This is a genomic window from Lysinibacillus sp. F12, from assembly GCF_057773605.1.
Genome location: NZ_JBYMLP010000004.1, coordinates 71,369 through 87,129 on the forward strand (window position 1 = coordinate 71,369; position 15,761 = coordinate 87,129).

The 15,761-nt window shown below is 38.2% G+C and carries 15 protein-coding genes and 1 riboswitch; of the genes, 2 read left to right on the forward strand and 13 right to left on the reverse strand.

Annotation, left to right across the window (positions count from 1 at the left end):
• Positions 1 to 14: 14 nt before the first annotated feature.
• The 11 genes from AC3CH7_RS18180 to AC3CH7_RS18230 form a co-directional block, all read right to left on the reverse strand.
• The gene (locus AC3CH7_RS18180; protein ID WP_488381832.1) at positions 15 to 1,319 is read right to left on the reverse strand and encodes a nucleotide sugar dehydrogenase; all 1,305 of its coding nucleotides are present in this window, start codon (positions 1,317 to 1,319) and stop codon (positions 15 to 17) included.
• Positions 1,320 to 2,007: 688 nt separating this feature from the next.
• Positions 2,008 to 2,859 (reverse strand): MetQ/NlpA family ABC transporter substrate-binding protein, encoded by an 852-nt coding sequence (locus AC3CH7_RS18185; RefSeq protein ID WP_036217875.1) that lies wholly within the window; start codon positions 2,857 to 2,859, stop codon positions 2,008 to 2,010.
• Positions 2,860 to 2,925: 66 nt separating this feature from the next.
• On the reverse strand, positions 2,926 to 3,594 hold the full coding sequence (locus AC3CH7_RS18190) for a methionine ABC transporter permease (RefSeq protein WP_031417714.1): 669 nt from the start codon (positions 3,592 to 3,594) through the stop codon (positions 2,926 to 2,928).
• A complete protein-coding gene (locus tag AC3CH7_RS18195) occupies positions 3,584 to 4,612 on the reverse strand; it encodes a methionine ABC transporter ATP-binding protein (RefSeq protein ID WP_031417715.1) in 1,029 nt (342 codons plus the stop codon). The genes AC3CH7_RS18190 and AC3CH7_RS18195 overlap by 11 nt, the downstream gene beginning before the upstream one ends.
• A gap of 83 nt (positions 4,613 to 4,695) precedes the next feature.
• A riboswitch (SAM riboswitch) is annotated at positions 4,696 to 4,799 on the reverse strand.
• A 56-nt stretch (positions 4,800 to 4,855) separates the two neighbouring features.
• Positions 4,856 to 5,167, reverse strand: coding sequence for a thioredoxin family protein (locus AC3CH7_RS18200; protein WP_012292318.1), 312 nt, complete (start codon positions 5,165 to 5,167; stop codon positions 4,856 to 4,858).
• A gap of 15 nt (positions 5,168 to 5,182) precedes the next feature.
• The gene (locus tag AC3CH7_RS18205; protein ID WP_031417716.1) at positions 5,183 to 5,524 is read right to left on the reverse strand and encodes a toprim domain-containing protein; all 342 of its coding nucleotides are present in this window, start codon (positions 5,522 to 5,524) and stop codon (positions 5,183 to 5,185) included.
• A gap of 91 nt (positions 5,525 to 5,615) precedes the next feature.
• Positions 5,616 to 5,996, reverse strand: coding sequence for a glycine cleavage system protein GcvH (gcvH, locus tag AC3CH7_RS18210; protein ID WP_025116632.1), 381 nt, complete (start codon positions 5,994 to 5,996; stop codon positions 5,616 to 5,618).
• 81 nt (positions 5,997 to 6,077) lie between these two features.
• Entirely contained in the window at positions 6,078 to 6,434 is a 357-nt protein-coding gene (locus AC3CH7_RS18215; protein WP_031417717.1) for an arsenate reductase family protein, read from the reverse strand.
• A 186-nt stretch (positions 6,435 to 6,620) separates the two neighbouring features.
• On the reverse strand, positions 6,621 to 8,405 hold the full coding sequence (locus AC3CH7_RS18220; RefSeq protein ID WP_012292313.1) for an acyl-CoA dehydrogenase family protein: 1,785 nt from the start codon (positions 8,403 to 8,405) through the stop codon (positions 6,621 to 6,623).
• Between the two features lie 254 nt (positions 8,406 to 8,659).
• A complete protein-coding gene (locus AC3CH7_RS18225; protein ID WP_031417718.1) occupies positions 8,660 to 9,832 on the reverse strand; it encodes an acetyl-CoA C-acetyltransferase in 1,173 nt (390 codons plus the stop codon).
• Positions 9,833 to 9,880: 48 nt separating this feature from the next.
• On the reverse strand, positions 9,881 to 12,265 hold the full coding sequence (locus tag AC3CH7_RS18230) for a 3-hydroxyacyl-CoA dehydrogenase/enoyl-CoA hydratase family protein (RefSeq protein WP_031417719.1): 2,385 nt from the start codon (positions 12,263 to 12,265) through the stop codon (positions 9,881 to 9,883).
• Between the two features lie 376 nt (positions 12,266 to 12,641).
• Between AC3CH7_RS18230 and AC3CH7_RS18235 the strand changes: the two genes are divergently transcribed.
• Positions 12,642 to 12,959: a thioredoxin family protein gene (locus tag AC3CH7_RS18235; RefSeq protein ID WP_031417721.1), complete on the forward strand. Its 318-nt coding sequence runs from the start codon at positions 12,642 to 12,644 to the stop codon at positions 12,957 to 12,959.
• 59 nt (positions 12,960 to 13,018) lie between these two features.
• Positions 13,019 to 13,522, forward strand: coding sequence for a C39 family peptidase (locus tag AC3CH7_RS18240; protein ID WP_036160547.1), 504 nt, complete (start codon positions 13,019 to 13,021; stop codon positions 13,520 to 13,522).
• Between the two features lie 90 nt (positions 13,523 to 13,612).
• Here AC3CH7_RS18240 and AC3CH7_RS18245 read toward each other — a convergent pair whose 3' ends face one another.
• Positions 13,613 to 14,500, reverse strand: coding sequence for a 5'-3' exonuclease (locus AC3CH7_RS18245; RefSeq protein ID WP_171821103.1), 888 nt, complete (start codon positions 14,498 to 14,500; stop codon positions 13,613 to 13,615).
• A 108-nt stretch (positions 14,501 to 14,608) separates the two neighbouring features.
• On the reverse strand, positions 14,609 to 15,601 hold the full coding sequence (locus AC3CH7_RS18250) for an agmatinase family protein (RefSeq protein WP_031417726.1): 993 nt from the start codon (positions 15,599 to 15,601) through the stop codon (positions 14,609 to 14,611).
• Between the last annotated feature and the right edge of the window lie 160 nt (positions 15,602 to 15,761).

The window sequence follows — 15,761 nt, forward strand, 5'->3', positions numbered from 1 at the left end:
CCCACGAACTCTCCTTATAGTCTGTAATAATTTTTATTCTTAAATAAAAAATGGGTATTACGAGTATCAAAAATTAATGAGGCTTCCTGATCAATTAATGAATAATCAATGTTGGAATGATTGGTTAAAATCAACACAGCATCTGCATCTTTAACACTTTTCTCTGTTAAAGGAACTGTGTTTAAAAGAGTTTGTTCTACCGGGAACGTTTGTATATAAGGGTCGATAATCTGTAATGAGCTCTGACTATCAAGTAATTGCTGAATGACTCGTAGTGCAGGAGATTCGCGTGAGTCGTTTATATCTGGCTTATAAGTGACACCAATAATAACAATTTTTGCGTGGCACAGCTCAATATTTTGAATACGTAAGTACTGTTCCAGCCTCTCCACAACAAAATTAGGCATCGAATCATTTATTTTATCTGCTGCTTCAATTAAAGTTGCTGAGATACCATGCTGTTGACCCGCCCATAATAAATATTTGGGATCGACAGGGATACAATGCCCCCCTACTCCTGGGCCAGGCTTGAATGGCATAAACCCATAAGGCTTTGTTGAGGCAGCATCTATGACTTCCCAAACATCAATGTTCATTTTATAGCACATTTGACTGAGCTCATTGACAAGGGCGATATTGATTTGGCGAAATGTATTTTCCAGCAATTTCTCCATTTCGGCAACTTTGGGACTTGTTACCGTAAATACACTAGTATGAATGACTGTTTCATAAAAACCCTTTGAAACTTCCAAACAATTAGAAGTAATACCGCCAACAACTTTGGGTGTATTGGAAACTGAAAAATTACTATTACCAGGGTCCACTCGCTCTGGTGAATAAGCTAAGAATAAATCTTGACCCACAGCAAAGCCATGCTTTTGCAAAATAGGCTGAACAATTTCCTCTGTTGTCCCAGGATAGGTCGTACTTTCAAGAATAACTAATGCATTTGCTTTAATATAACGCCCGATGTCATGTGCTGCCTCTTCTATATAGGAAATATCAGGAGTATCATCCACTGTTGTAGGAGTCGGTACACAAATAATGACGACATCTACAGAAGCAAGTTTGGAAAAATCAAAGGTTGCTTCAAAATGTTGATCTTTTAATATTTGCTGTATATTTTCTTTCGGGATATCAGCTATATAGCTCTCACCGTTTTGCAGCATGGCGATTTTTTCTTGATTTTTATCAAAGCCTAAAACATGAAAACCTTTCTGGACAATTTCAATGGCAAATGGTAGGCCTACATAGCCGAGACCAATTACCCCAATTGTCGCTTTTTTTAATTGAATTTTATTTAATAAAGCTGAGCTCATCGATTTCGTGTTTATCGTCATAACAATAACTCCTTTGGCTAAACTTACATGTAATTTTTATCGCCATTTTTCCGTTATCTATTCATCCTCAATATTTAGTCATATCGAGTATTTTGCAACGTAATAGGTTATTTCTTTTCCTCATCGCCATTCTGTACAAACCCCTTTCTTCTCCACATACTTTAGTATGATTTTTTTAGTCAAAATAGATTAATAAAATCCAAATTTCACAAAAAAACTTTTCTAACAATTATATAGTACTACTCGTAACTAAACAATTTCTAAATAATTTCTTTACTCACGAAAAAACACCTACTTTTTTTCACATACACAACAAAATAATTCATTAATTACTAAGATATTTAACAAATATATTCAGAGTCACTTATTAAGCGTAAACGAAAAAGATGCTAGGCAACACTGAAGAATGTTAATAAATAGGAATTAACATTTTTCCTTTTCAGGAAGTTGCTAAAAATCCCTCACAGCATTGGCTTTCACCGATACTGGAGGGATTAGACAAACATGTAGAATAGGGGATTATAGGAGCTTTTAAATACTTGATATAGCTATTTTTATTTCCACGGAAATCGACATCCTATCGATAATCACTATTAAAAGCAGGTAAGCAACCTCAAAAGAAAAGAGTACGTAAGTAACTCAATACTTACGTACCCTTTTTTGTAGATTATTGAACAGGTACTACTGCACCTTTCCATTCTTCTAAGATAAAGTCTTGGATTTCTTTAGAAGTTAATACTTCTAATAATGTTTTAATTTCAGGTCTTGTTTCATCTCCAGCACGTACTGCGATGATGTTAACGTATGGTGACTCTTTGTCTTCAAGAGAAATAGCATCTTCAATAGGGTTTAAGCCATTATCAATAGCAAAGTTAGAGTTGATAAGTACTGCGTCCCCTTCATTATTTTCGTACATTTGTACAAGCATTTCTGGTGCTGTATTCGCATCAAATTTAAAGTTTTTAGGATTCTCTTCTATATCCTTAATTTCTGCTGCTGTTTTATCAATACCATCTTTTAATTTAATTAAGCCCTTAGCTTCTAATAATGACAGCATACGACCGTGGTCTGATACCGAGTTAGAAAGTAAGATTGTTGCGCCTTCTGGAAGGTCTTCTAAAGACTTATACTTTTTAGAGTAAATACCAATTGGCTCAATATGAACACCACCAGCATTGACGAAATCATAGCCATTGTCTTTAATTTGCAACTCTAAATACGGAATATGTTGGAAGTAATTTGCATCCAGCTCTTTTGATTCTAAATCTTGGTTTGGTAGCACGTAGTCTGTATATGTTTCTACTTTAAGGTCAATACCTTTCTCAGCTAAAATCGGTTTTGCTTTATCTAAAATTACTGCATGTGGTGTATTAGAAGCTCCCACTGTTAAAGTAACGTTTTCTTTACTATCTGTTTTATCACCAGATGCTGCATTTGAATCCTCTTTTTTATCAGTACCGCAAGCTGCTAATGCTAGTACAAGTATTGATAAAAATAATCCTGTTAATAACTTTTTCATGTATGACACTCCCTTTATTTTAATGAAAATATGTTAGCGGTAAGAACCGGAATAACCTCAGTTTTATTAACGTTTATCAATTTTTTCTGTAATGAAATCACCTATCCATTGGATGATAAAGACTACTACTAAGATCAAAATAGTTGCCATTAATGTCACATCTTGGCGATTTCTTTGGAAACCGTCTAGGAAGGCTAAGTTCCCGAGACCCCCTGCACCGATTATCCCTGCCATTGCTGTATAACCGACAAGTGCTACAGCCGTAACAGTAATACCCGAAATGAGTGCTGGTAATGATTCAGGGATCAGTACTTTCCAAATAATTGTGGCTGTTTTAGCCCCCATTGAACGAGCTGCTTCAATAACACCCTTATCAATTTCTCGTAGCGCAATTAATACCATACGCGCATAGAACGGAGCCGCACCGATAATTAAAGCAGGTAAAGCAGCATTGGCTCCACGGATTGTACCAAGTAAAAACTTAGTAAATGGAATTAATAAAATAATTAACACGATAAATGGAATAGAACGGAATATATTAACGAGTGACCCTGTTAAAAAACTAACAATTTTATTAGCCCATAACTGATTCGGACTAGTTAAAAACAGAACAATCCCAATGGCTAACCCTAGAATAAATGTAATAACTGTTGAAATGGCCGTCATATATAATGTTTCATATGTAGCCTGCCACATGCTATCCCAGTCTACATTCGGAAAGAGATTAGTTAGCATCTGCAATCACCTCCGTTTGCACTTCCACTGTATTTAAATAGCTTAAGGCTTCAGTCACGTTTGCTTTCGACCCATCAATTTGCACAATGAGAGTACCATATGCACCATTTTTGGTTTGCGAAATATTCCCATGTACAATGCTTACTTCCACATCGAATTGCTTTACTAGATGTGAAATAACTGGCTGTTCTGTTTTTTCACCAACAAAAATCAATTTGACAAGTTGTCCAGTTGGATAATTTGCTTTGATTTGTTCTACTGTATCCTGTGTTTCCTTTGTATTGGTAATTTGCGCTACAAATTTCTTAGTAATGGCAGCCTGAGGAGCCTGGAAAACTTGCAATACTTCTCCACGCTCTACAATTTCGCCTGCCTCCATCACTGCTACACGATGACAAATCTTGCGGATGACATGCATTTCATGAGTAATGAGGACAATCGTTAACCCTAAACGTTCATTAATATCCACCAGTAAATCAAGAATGGCATCTGTTGTCTCAGGGTCTAGAGCAGATGTAGCCTCATCACATAGTAAAACCTCTGGATTATTGGCTAATGCTCGCGCAATCCCTACACGTTGCTTTTGTCCACCAGAGAGCTGTGATGGATATGCTTGATCACGACCTTCTAGGCCAACAAGTGCTATCAATTCCTTCACCCGTGCCTCACGTTGAGCTTTTGATACACCTGCGATTTCTAATGGGAAGGCAATGTTTTCTGCAACTGTTCGTGACCAAAGTAGGTTGAAATGTTGAAAAATCATACTAACCTTTTGTCTAGCTGCTCTAAGCTTTTGACCTTTAATCGATGAAAAAGCCTGATTGTTCACTGTTACTGTTCCTGTTGTTGGTTTCTCTAAGCCATTAAGTAAACGAATCATCGTACTTTTACCAGCGCCACTATAGCCGATAATGCCAAAAATTTCACCCTTATTAATAGTCAGGTTAACATCTTTGACTGCCGTTAATTCGCCATTTGCTGTTTTGTATTTCTTCGTTATATTTTGAAGCTGTATCATAGCGAATACTCCTTTTCTTATATAAAAAAACCCCTCCACTTATAGACAAGTAGAAGGGGTCACGTATTATACGTTGAACCGTTCTCTCATCTTTCAAAGAAAAATCTTTGGGTGATTTGGCACCTTTTCACTATGTGATGGTTGCCGGGCTTCATAGGGCACTTCCCTCCGCCGCTCTTCATAAGAGTTCGATATATTTAATGTTTTAGTAATATATTTGTTACTTTACCACGCTAATAAAGTTCAGTCAATTGATTTTTTTAACAATTCGTACAAAAAAGGTACGGATTGAAAAGCATAAATCTTTTCTGTCACTTTGCCACCGTCACAAACAAGTAAGCACGGAACGCTTTCAATTTGATGCTCAAAAGCAATTTGCTCCAAAAAATTAATATTTGCTTTCCCTAGCTTTAGGTGAGGTAATAGTTGTTCTACAATTGACATCATTTTCGATGCCACTGCACAAGTACCGCACATCGGTGTATATAAATAAAACGCAGCTTTTTCTCCGGACTGTAATGCCGTTTCCCACTGCTCTTTCGACCATTCTTCCATTTAGTTCACGCAACCTTACAAAATATATTCATTATGGATTGAGAAATGCGCACGAAGTAAAATCATGGCTAACACTTTTCTAGGTGTCGTTTCTACTTCCTTATATGTTGGCATTGTCCGTAAATGCTCCGCTTCAGGATAATGTCTGTCCATTAATGCACGTAGCTTATCGCCTGAAGTATCGGCATCAAAAAAGGTAAATAGCTCATAGCCCTCATAGGGATCGATTAGCTCTTCTAATTGATGCACACCAATTGTTCCATTCGTACATAGTATTGTAACATTCTCGTTTAAAATTGGCTCAATTTGTAGCTTATCTGAGCGTCCTTCTACTATCAAGCATTTCCCATCGAACATTACGCCACCTCCATTTAGACATTCCCACTTATACGTTATTATATAATAAAAAACGCCGGTAGTTTCCGACGTTTTTTGATTATGGCTTGTCTTATTCTGCTGTCATCTCTTCGTATTGTTCTGCTGTCATAAGTTTATCAACTTCTGATGCATCAGCAGGCTCTACGACGATCATCCATGCTTTTTCATATGGTGATTCATTAACGAATTCTGGGCTATCTTCTAAATCTGCATTAACTTCAACTACAGTACCTGAGATTGGTGCATATAATTCAGAAACAGTTTTTACTGATTCTACGCTACCGAATGGATCATCCGTTTTGATTTCATCGCCAACTTGTGGAAGCTCAACGAAAACGATATCTCCTAATTCAGATTGTGCGAAGTGCGTAATACCAATACGTACTTTTCCATCTTCTACTTTAACCCATTCATGCTCTTCAGAGTAACGTAAGTCTTTCGGTGTGCTCATGCAAAAAACCCCTCCATAATTATGTAATATATTCACTTTCAGTGTGCCATACTTCTCCTATAAAAACAAGAATAAAAACGGCTATATCCAAGCTTGCTCAAAATCAGATTCTTTAAACCCTAAAGTTACTTTTTTTCCATCTGTTACGAGTGGACGTTTTATTAACATCCCATCCGAAGCAAGTAGCTCAAGCTGTTCTTCCTCAGTCATATCAGCTAGCTTGTCCTTCAAACCAAGGTCACGATATTTCATGCCTGAAGTATTAAAAAACTTCTTCAAAGGAAGACCACTGACTTGCCATAAAGCTGTTATTTCATCCTTTGTTGGCGGCTGCTCTACGATATGTACCTCTTCATAGGAAACGTCATGATCATTTAACCACTTTTGCGCTTTTTTACATGTTGTACATTTGGGATAATGGAAAAATTGAATCGTCATTAAAATGCTCCTTTGCTGTCTTTTTCTGTAGTATACCATCATAATCATCGAGAATGGTGGAACTTCGCTCATTTCCGTAAGTCTATCCATCCATTTTGTATTTTTATCCGTTACTTTGACAAATAATTTATTTGGCACAATAAAAAACTAGCTACCCACTTACGGATAGCTAGCATTTTCCTACGATTAAACGATATATTTTTCTGCTTCAATTAATTTCACAGATGCTTCACGTTTCTTCGTAATGAGGTTGTATGGATTATTACGTGTTAATTTACGTAATGCAGATAATGTCATACGTGCTGCATCACCATCTGCGGAAGCCAGAATTGTATCTTTTGCTTCTTTTTCGATTTCTGCAAATGCTTCTTGGCAGAAAATTTGAGTGTATAGCAATTTTTGATGTGCTTTTTCAACGCCATCACGAGCAATCGCTTTTTCTGTGCGTAATACAGCTGATTCCATTGCAAATAATTGATTAGCGATATTAGCAATATTCACTAATACTTCTTGCTCTTGATCAAGCTTCGCACCAAAGCGTTGTGCGGCTAAGCCTGCAGCTAATACAGCAATCTTCTTGGCATTTTTCACTAAGTATTTTTCCTGAGCTAGTGGTTCAGTGCCGATATCCTCTGGCATTAGCATTAGAAGCTCTTGCTGTAAATTTTGCGCAACCTGTAATAATGGCAGCTCACCTTTTAGTGCCTTTTTCATAAATGTACCTGGTACAATCATGCGATTAATTTCATTTGTACCTTCAAAAATTCGATTAATACGAGAATCACGGTATATACGCTCTACCTCATATTCAGCCATAAAGCCATAACCGCCGTGTAATTGTACAGCTTCATCTGCAATATAATCTAATGTTTCTGATCCAAATACTTTAGCAATGGAGCATTCAATCGCATATTCAGCGATAGCACCTGCAATCACTTTTCCTTCCTTTTGCTCCTCTGGGCTTAGCTGGCTTAAACGGTCTTCAAATAAACCCACAGTACGATAGTTTAATGACTCTGATGCATACAAATGAGAAGCCATTGTTGATAATTTTTCTTTTGTTAGGTTGAAGTCAGATAGCTTTGTTTTAAATTGCTGACGTTGGTTTGTATATTGTACCGCTAGCTCAAATGCGCGTTTTGATCCACCAATTGTTCCAACCCCTAGTTTATAGCGACCGATATTTAATATATTGAAGGCAATGACATGCCCACGACCAATTTCACCTAATAAATTTTCTACTGGCACTTCTGCATCTTCTAACACAAGTGTACGGGTAGATGAAGACTTAATCCCCATTTTCTTCTCCTCAGGACCGACTGAAACACCATTGAATGTACGTTCCACAATAAAGGCAGAGAACTTATCACCATCAATTTTAGCATAAACAACAAATACATCTGCAAAGCCCGCATTTGTAATCCATTGCTTTTCACCATTTAAAATATAATGTGTGCCTGCATCGTTTAGTTTCGCAGTTGTTTTTGCCCCTAAAGCATCCGAGCCTGAACCTGGCTCTGTTAAAGCATAAGCAGCAATTAATTCACCCGAGGCAAGCTTAGGTAAATATTTTTTCTTCTGATTCTCGTCACCGAATAGCACGATTGGTAATGAGCCAATCCCTACATGTGCACCATGAGTAATGGAGAAACCACCTGCTACAGACATTTTTTCTGCAATTAATGCTGAAGAAACTTTATCTAAGCCTAGTCCTTCGTATTCTTCTGGCACATCTGCTCCAAGCAAGCCTAATTCACCAGCACTTTTAAGGAGACGTACTGAGTGCTCGAATTCATGATGCTCTAAATTTTCAACTACAGGTAAAACTTCATTTGCTACATATTCTTCTGTTGTTTTGGCAATCATTTTATGCTCGTCAGTGAAATCTTCAGGTGTAAACACACGATCTAATTCCACATCTTCAATTAGAAATCCGCCGCCTTTAATGAAATCCGTTGTTTTTTCAGTCATATAAAATCCTCCCAATTTATCTATTTTGATAGTTTAATCCCCTATTGAATGCTGCCTCTTCAAAATCTGTAGTATTTGCTCAGAGGCTTGATTTTTATTCAGCCTACTCTCCTACCTTTTAGAGAAGGTTTCTGACGCTTTCATTTTGGTCCAAAAACCTTTTGCTGAGTGAAGACAAATATATAGAAAAGCTTGAAATATACTTGCTCGGAGGCAACCGGAAACAGTACACCTCAAGCTGATCTAGTGAAAAATTATAGAATTTCAAATACTCCAGCGGCTCCCATGCCGCCACCAATACACATAGTTACCACGCCATATTTCTTACCTTGACGCTTTAATTCATGAATAAGTTTTAGTGTTAAAATAGCACCCGTTGCACCAAGTGGATGTCCTAATGCGATAGCTCCACCATTTACATTGACCTTATCTTGGTCGATGCCTAAATGACGGACCACCTGTAAGGATTGCGATGCAAATGCTTCATTGATTTCCCATAGATCAATCGCATCTATTGATAAACCTGCGATTTCTAACGCTTTTGGTACCGCCACAATGGGACCAATCCCCATTACTTCAGGTGGTACACCACCCACTGCAAAACCTAGGAATTTTGCCATTGGTGTTAAACCTTGCTTGACTGCCTCTTCACGCTCCATTACCAATACAGCTGCTGCACCATCAGATGTTTGAGAAGCGTTCCCTGCTGTCACACTCCCTTTCACATGGAAAGCTGGACGAAGCTTCGCTAAACCTTCAACCGATGTACCTGAACGGACACCCTCATCCATGCTGAAAGTGAATTTTTTCACCTGTGGCTTATTGTTCTCATCAACATAATGTTGTTCCACTTCTATAGGTACAATCTCATCATTAAATTTACCTTCTTTAATTGCCTTTTCAGCAAGTGCATGTGAGCGAACAGCAAAAGCATCTTGATCTTCGCGACTTACATTGTATTGACGAGCTACTTCCTCAGCTGTATGCCCCATTCCCATATAATATTGTGGAGCTGTTTCAGCTAACGTTGGATTTAAGCGGGGCGTGTTCCCCACCATTGGTACCATACTCATTGATTCAACACCACCAGCGAGGATGGCCTTTGAGTGCCCGAGCATGATTCGCTCAGCTGCATAGGCAATCGCCTGTAGACCCGAAGAACAAAATCTATTAATGGTTAGTGCAGGAGTTGTATCTGGTAGTCCGGCAAGTGCACCGATGCTACGAGCTACATTCATCCCCTGTTCTGCTTCTGGCATAGCACAGCCTAAAATTAAATCATCTATCGGTCCCTCATAGCCTGCTCTTTTTAATGTTTCTTTGACAACGGCAGCACCAAAGTCATCTGGTCTTACTGTTGCTAAAGAACCTTTTTTTGCTTTTCCAATTGGAGTTCGTGCTCCTGCTACAATAACGGCTTCACGCATCGTATAATCCCCCTTTGTTTCATGTGCAAGTTTTGTCTATTTCGTCCATTAGTTACGAAGTGGTTTCCCCTTTAACAGCATATGTTGCATTCTTTGCTGTGAAAGTGGATCAGCAACAAGGCTAAGGAATGCCTCACGCTCTAAGTTTAATAGATACTGTTCATCTACTAATGTGCCATATGGAACCTTACCACCCGCAATCACATAAGCTAGCTTTTTAGCAATTTTCAAATCATGCTTACTGATAAAGCCTGACTCATACATACCTTGCGCACCAATGAGTAATGTACCGTAGCCTGATGCACCCACCACAGGAACTTTTGTTGGGACAGGTGGTTGATAGCCTGCTTCATAAAGTGCTAAAGCCGCTTGTTTCGCGTCATATAATTGATGGTCTGGGTTAACAGAAATTCCATCTGCGAAGTTTAAGAAGTTATTTTCACGTGCTTCCTCACCAGATGTTGAAACTTTCGCCATGGCAATTGTTTCAAATACTTTATTTGCAATATGTTGATAGTCTATTTCTACACCATTTGGTAGACCCTTTAGGAATTTTTGATAAAGCGCTTTATTCCCTCCGCCACCTGGAATTAATCCAACGCCTACTTCTACTAAGCCCATATATGTTTCCATCGTTGCCTGGATATGTGCAGCAGGTAAGCAAACCTCTGCACCACCACCTAATGTCATCGCAAACGGAGCCGCCACAACCGGCTTACGTGAATATTTAATTTTTTGCATCGCATCTTGGAAAGCCTTAATGACAAAGTCTAGTTCAAAGATATTATCATCCTGTGCTTCGACTAAAATCATTCCTAGATTTGCACCAACACAGAAGTTTTTCCCCTGGTTTCCTATCACTAAGCCCTTATAATTAGCTTCTACCTCATCGATGGCAAAGTTTATCATTTGAATAATATCCAAGCCTATAGCATTCGACTGTGAATGGAACTCTAATAATGCAATTCCATCACCTAAGTCTATTAAACTAGCACCTGTATTGGATTTAATCACGCCATGTTTTTTCTTATATCGTTTTAAATCGATTTCCTTTTCATTGACAGGCACTTTAACATACTCCGACCCATTATAGTAAGCCAAGTCACCATCTATATCGGAATAGAAAGTTTCAAACCCATTGGCTATCATCTCTTTTACAAAGGCAGGTACTTCTCGACCTTCTGTCTCCATTTTTGCGACAGCTTCTTTCACGCCAATAGCATCCCAAATTTCAAATGGTCCTTGTTGCCAGCCGAATCCCCATTTCATCGCATTATCAATAGCCACAATATCATCTGCAATTTCACCGTATAGCTGAGCAGAATAAATTAATGTTGGAGCAAATATCCCCCATAGTAATTCACCTGTACGATCCTTTGCATATGTTAAAGCCTTCACTTTATTAGCTAATCCACGAGTTTGTTTCGCCATTTCAATGGAAGGTGTCTTTAATTTTTTCACAGGACTATACGCCAAAGTCATTGGGTCAATTTCATGAATCTCTTTTCCTTGCTTTATGAAGAAGCCCTGGCCTGATTTTGCCCCGAGCCAACCGTTCGTGACCATTTTTTGCAAAAACTCTGGTACAGCAAATACTTGCTGCTCCTCACCTGTTGTTTGATCGTAGACATTTTTAGCTACATGAATAAATGTATCTAAACCAACAACATCTAGCGTTCGGAAAGTTGCCGATTTAGGACGACCAATAAGTGGACCTGTCACGGAATCCACTTCCCCAACTGAGTAACCACCTTTTAACATTTCTTGTAACGTGATGAGTAACCCATAAGTGCCGATGCGGTTAGCAATAAAATTAGGTGTATCCTTTGCTAGCACAACGCCCTTTCCAAGCACATCTTCACCAAATGTTTTCATAAAGCTCACTACTTCAGGTGCAGTTGTATCAGCTGGAATCACCTCTAATAATTTTAAATAGCGAGGCGGGTTGAAAAAGTGTGTGCCAAGAAAATGCTTTTTAAAATCCTCTGAACGTCCTTCTGCCATTGCATTAATACTAATCCCGGATGTGTTTGAACTAATAATTGTTCCAGGTGTACGAATAGCATCGATTTTTTCATATAAACTTTGTTTTATAGGTAAGTTTTCTACAACAACTTCAATAATCCAATCTACATCTTTTAGTTTCCCTAAATCATCCTCAAAGTTGCCGACCGTTAGTAGTGATAAATTTTTCTTAGAAGTAAGTGGTGCTGGCTTTTGCTTTAACAACTTTTGCAAAGCTCCATTAACAAGACGATTTCTTACAGCTGGATGCTCTAAGGAAAGACCTTTTGCCTCTTCCTCATGTGTTAGTTCCTTCGGTGCAATATCTAATAGTAATGTTGGTATACCGATATTAGCTAAATGTGCTGCAATTCCAGAGCCCATCACCCCAGAACCTAGAACAGCAGCTTTTTTAATGTTATAAGTCACAAGCAATTCCCCCTTATTCTTCCATTGAATGAATAGCCATTCATTTTTTGGCCAAAAAAATATCAAGTGTACCTTAGTGGATTTTTGTTCCTCTGCTGAATGACTATTTACTCAATTCAACCAAGGAGCCCTAAGGTTTATCTCCGTTTCAAAAGATTGCTAATGAATGAAGATAAAACTACTTTTCTATTTTTAGTGTAGATTATTTTGTCTAATTTAGCAATCTTTTTTCAAGAATTATTTTCGCGATATACATCTTTTTTTGTTGTTTACGAGCTAAAAGGAGACAATAAGTAGCTATCACCACAGTCAAACAGAAAACTTTCAGGTTACGGGAAAAATGTGTAGAATGGTAAGCAAGGAGAGTGAATACTTAATGAAAACAATTACTACTGCAGAACAATTTAATGAATTAATCAATGGCGACCAAAAAGTACTAGTGAAATTTTACGCTGGCTGGTGCCCAGATTGTACACGTATGAACATGTTCATCGACCCAATCATTGAAGAGTATAACCAATTTGATTGGTATGAACTAAACCGTGACGAGCTTCCAGAAATCGCAGACAAATATGATGTAATGGGCATCCCAAGTTTATTAATTTTCCAAAACGGTGAAAAGCTTGCTCACTTACACAGTGCCAATGCAAAAACACCTCAACAAGTAACGGAATTTTTATCTGCTCAACAATAACAATAATGAGAGCTGCATTTCTTCATGAAATGCAGCTCTTTTTGAAAGGAGATACCATTATGCGCCAACAATTGGGACTACTCGGAAAATCACAATATGATGCATCGATTGCGCCAAACTATCGTAATTCTGCTTGTGGTCCTACTACAGTACACGTTATTTTAAATTATTTGAATGGGTCCGCTCCTTCAATTAATGAACTCTATAAACAGCTTGGTAGTACAAAAATTGGTTTATTCAAATGGCGATTGATTCGCAAATTACGCCAATTATATCCATCGTGGGATGTTCGTACTTGTTCATTAAAAGAAGCTTTGCAGGAAATTGATGCAGGGCGTCCAGTTGCTATGCGTTTTGATCGTTATTTTAGTTTTCGTTGGCGAGATCAAACCTCTACTTTCGCCTATCATTGGGTACCGCTAATTGGCTATGATATTAAAAATAATCAGCTATGGTTAATTTTCCATGACAATGGTACATCAAATCGTGATAGCATCATTCGTCAGGTACTCTATCAAAACAATGAAAAAGTATTATCCTTTGTAAAAATGGTTCCTCACTAGAGCAACTATCGAATAGCCTACTATTTGCTCTCTATTCTTTTCCCACCAATAAAAAAAGCAGAGCATAATACTATACTCTGCGATAACTGATTAAATAAGGGAATACAAAGAACGGGCATGCTTGGCAATAAGCGTGTAGCCACTCTCTTCCATCTCTTTAAATATTTGTGGCTCATAATTTGGTAATACGAGGCTAGAAAGGTCTGCTTCAATAGGGACATCCGTTTGAATCGTTGCAAGCTCATGCGATAATTTCAGCATATCTATTTGGTCTTGAATTTTTGTTCGTTGACCTGGCTTTAATTCACCGAGCGACGCTAGCACACTATCAATCGAGCCATATGTTTGGATTAATGTGAGTGCTTGCTTAGGACCAATACCTTTAACGCCTGGATAACCATCACTCGTATCTCCCATAAAGGCTTTCACCTGTGCAAACTGCGCTGGTTCAATACTATACTCCTCTTTAAAACGCCCATGCGTATAAATATCATATTCTGTGTAGCCCTTTTTCATAAAAGCAATCTCTGTAGATGGTCTTAAAAGTTGAAGTAAATCTTTATCCCCACTAATTACGGTAATATCTGCGTCGTCCTGCCATTTGGCAATCATAGAACCAATTAAATCATCAGCCTCCATGCCCTTCACGCCAAAATTTTGCCAGCCCATTTGGAGAGATAGGTTTTTTGCCATATCAAATTGAGGCAACATTTCCTCAGGTGGCGCTGGGCGATTTGCTTTATAGCCATCAAATAGCTCATTGCGGAAGGTATGTGCCCCCATATCCCAGCAAACTGCCATATGTGTTGGCTTCATTAAAGATTGTGCAGTTAGTACATGTCGTACAAAGCCTTGTGCTCCGTTCGTTGGAGTGCCATCCGCCAAGCGAATAAAGTGGCCCATGGCAGCCGAGGCGAAAAATGAACGGAATAACAATGCCATACCGTCAACAATCAGTAGTTTTGGTTTTGTTGTCATCATAAATTTCCTCTCTATAACCGTGCAAAGTTTATATAAATTTTTGATACCTACGAAATATTATAGCAAACTTTTAACAATCGGCATTGTCAATACACGGCAATATGCTTATAACGTCACTTTTCCTTTATTTGAGATGCGATTGCGATGATCAAGCTGAATACCTGTTAGCCATTGTAAAAATGCTGTCACACCAATCTTAACGGTTTCTGGACGTAGCGTTCCTTCCTTAGGGTCTGCATAAACAAAATCAATATGGCGAACCCCTTCATTTTCACCTATAAGTTTGAGGATATCAAATAATTCATAGGCTGTTAGACCGCCTGGTGTGGCAGCTGGAACATCTCGTGCAAACATAATATCAAGTGCATCTAAATCCACTGAAACATAAATTCGATCAACCTCATACATAAGCTGACGTAACATTTCATGTATGGTGAGCTGAATACCGTCACGTCGCATTTGCTTTAATGTAATCATATGAATGCCCTGTTCTCTAGCATAATGAATCATTTCAGGTGAATTAAAAAAACCGTGCAATCCGACATTATATATATGTCTCCCTTCCACAATGCCTGAGGCAATCAATTGATGGATAGGAGAATCTTGAGCCAAGCCAATTTCCTCTTGGTTTCTTGCATCTAAATGTGTATCAATTTGAATGATACCAATACGATCCTGCGGAAAGGCATTCTTTATTCCTTTTAGTGAACAGGCGGTAATGGCATGGTCTCCCCCAATCAAGCAAGTAAAGCTTTTTTGAAAAGCTATACTCAAATTCTCTGCTGCAGCCTCGATGGCAGATTCAGAAAGCATTCTATCTTGTTCATGAATCGCCACATCGCCAATATCAACGACTGATAATGCGCGTAAATTTATTTGCTCGTCTAAGTTATATGATTGGAAGCTTGGCCATACTTTACGAAACGCAGTTGGATATTGCGCTTTTCCAGATGCTTCTTCTGCATATGATAAAAGAGCCCCATACACGACAATATCCACATCATTTGGGTTTGGATTTGTTTGCTGCTTTATCCACTGATGCATGGCCGATCCATTCTCTTGCTTCCATCGGCATTCCGGTTCTATAAACATATACATCTACCACCTTTATATCTTTTCTATTCAAGTTAAATGAACCTACATTTTTTCACATGTCCCTCAAATGTCCTACCCAATTCCTACTCTTTCTATATAGTACCATTCGTACATTCATCTTCGTCATTTTTTTCTTTTTTCCTCTTTTCTTTTTAAATTTGAA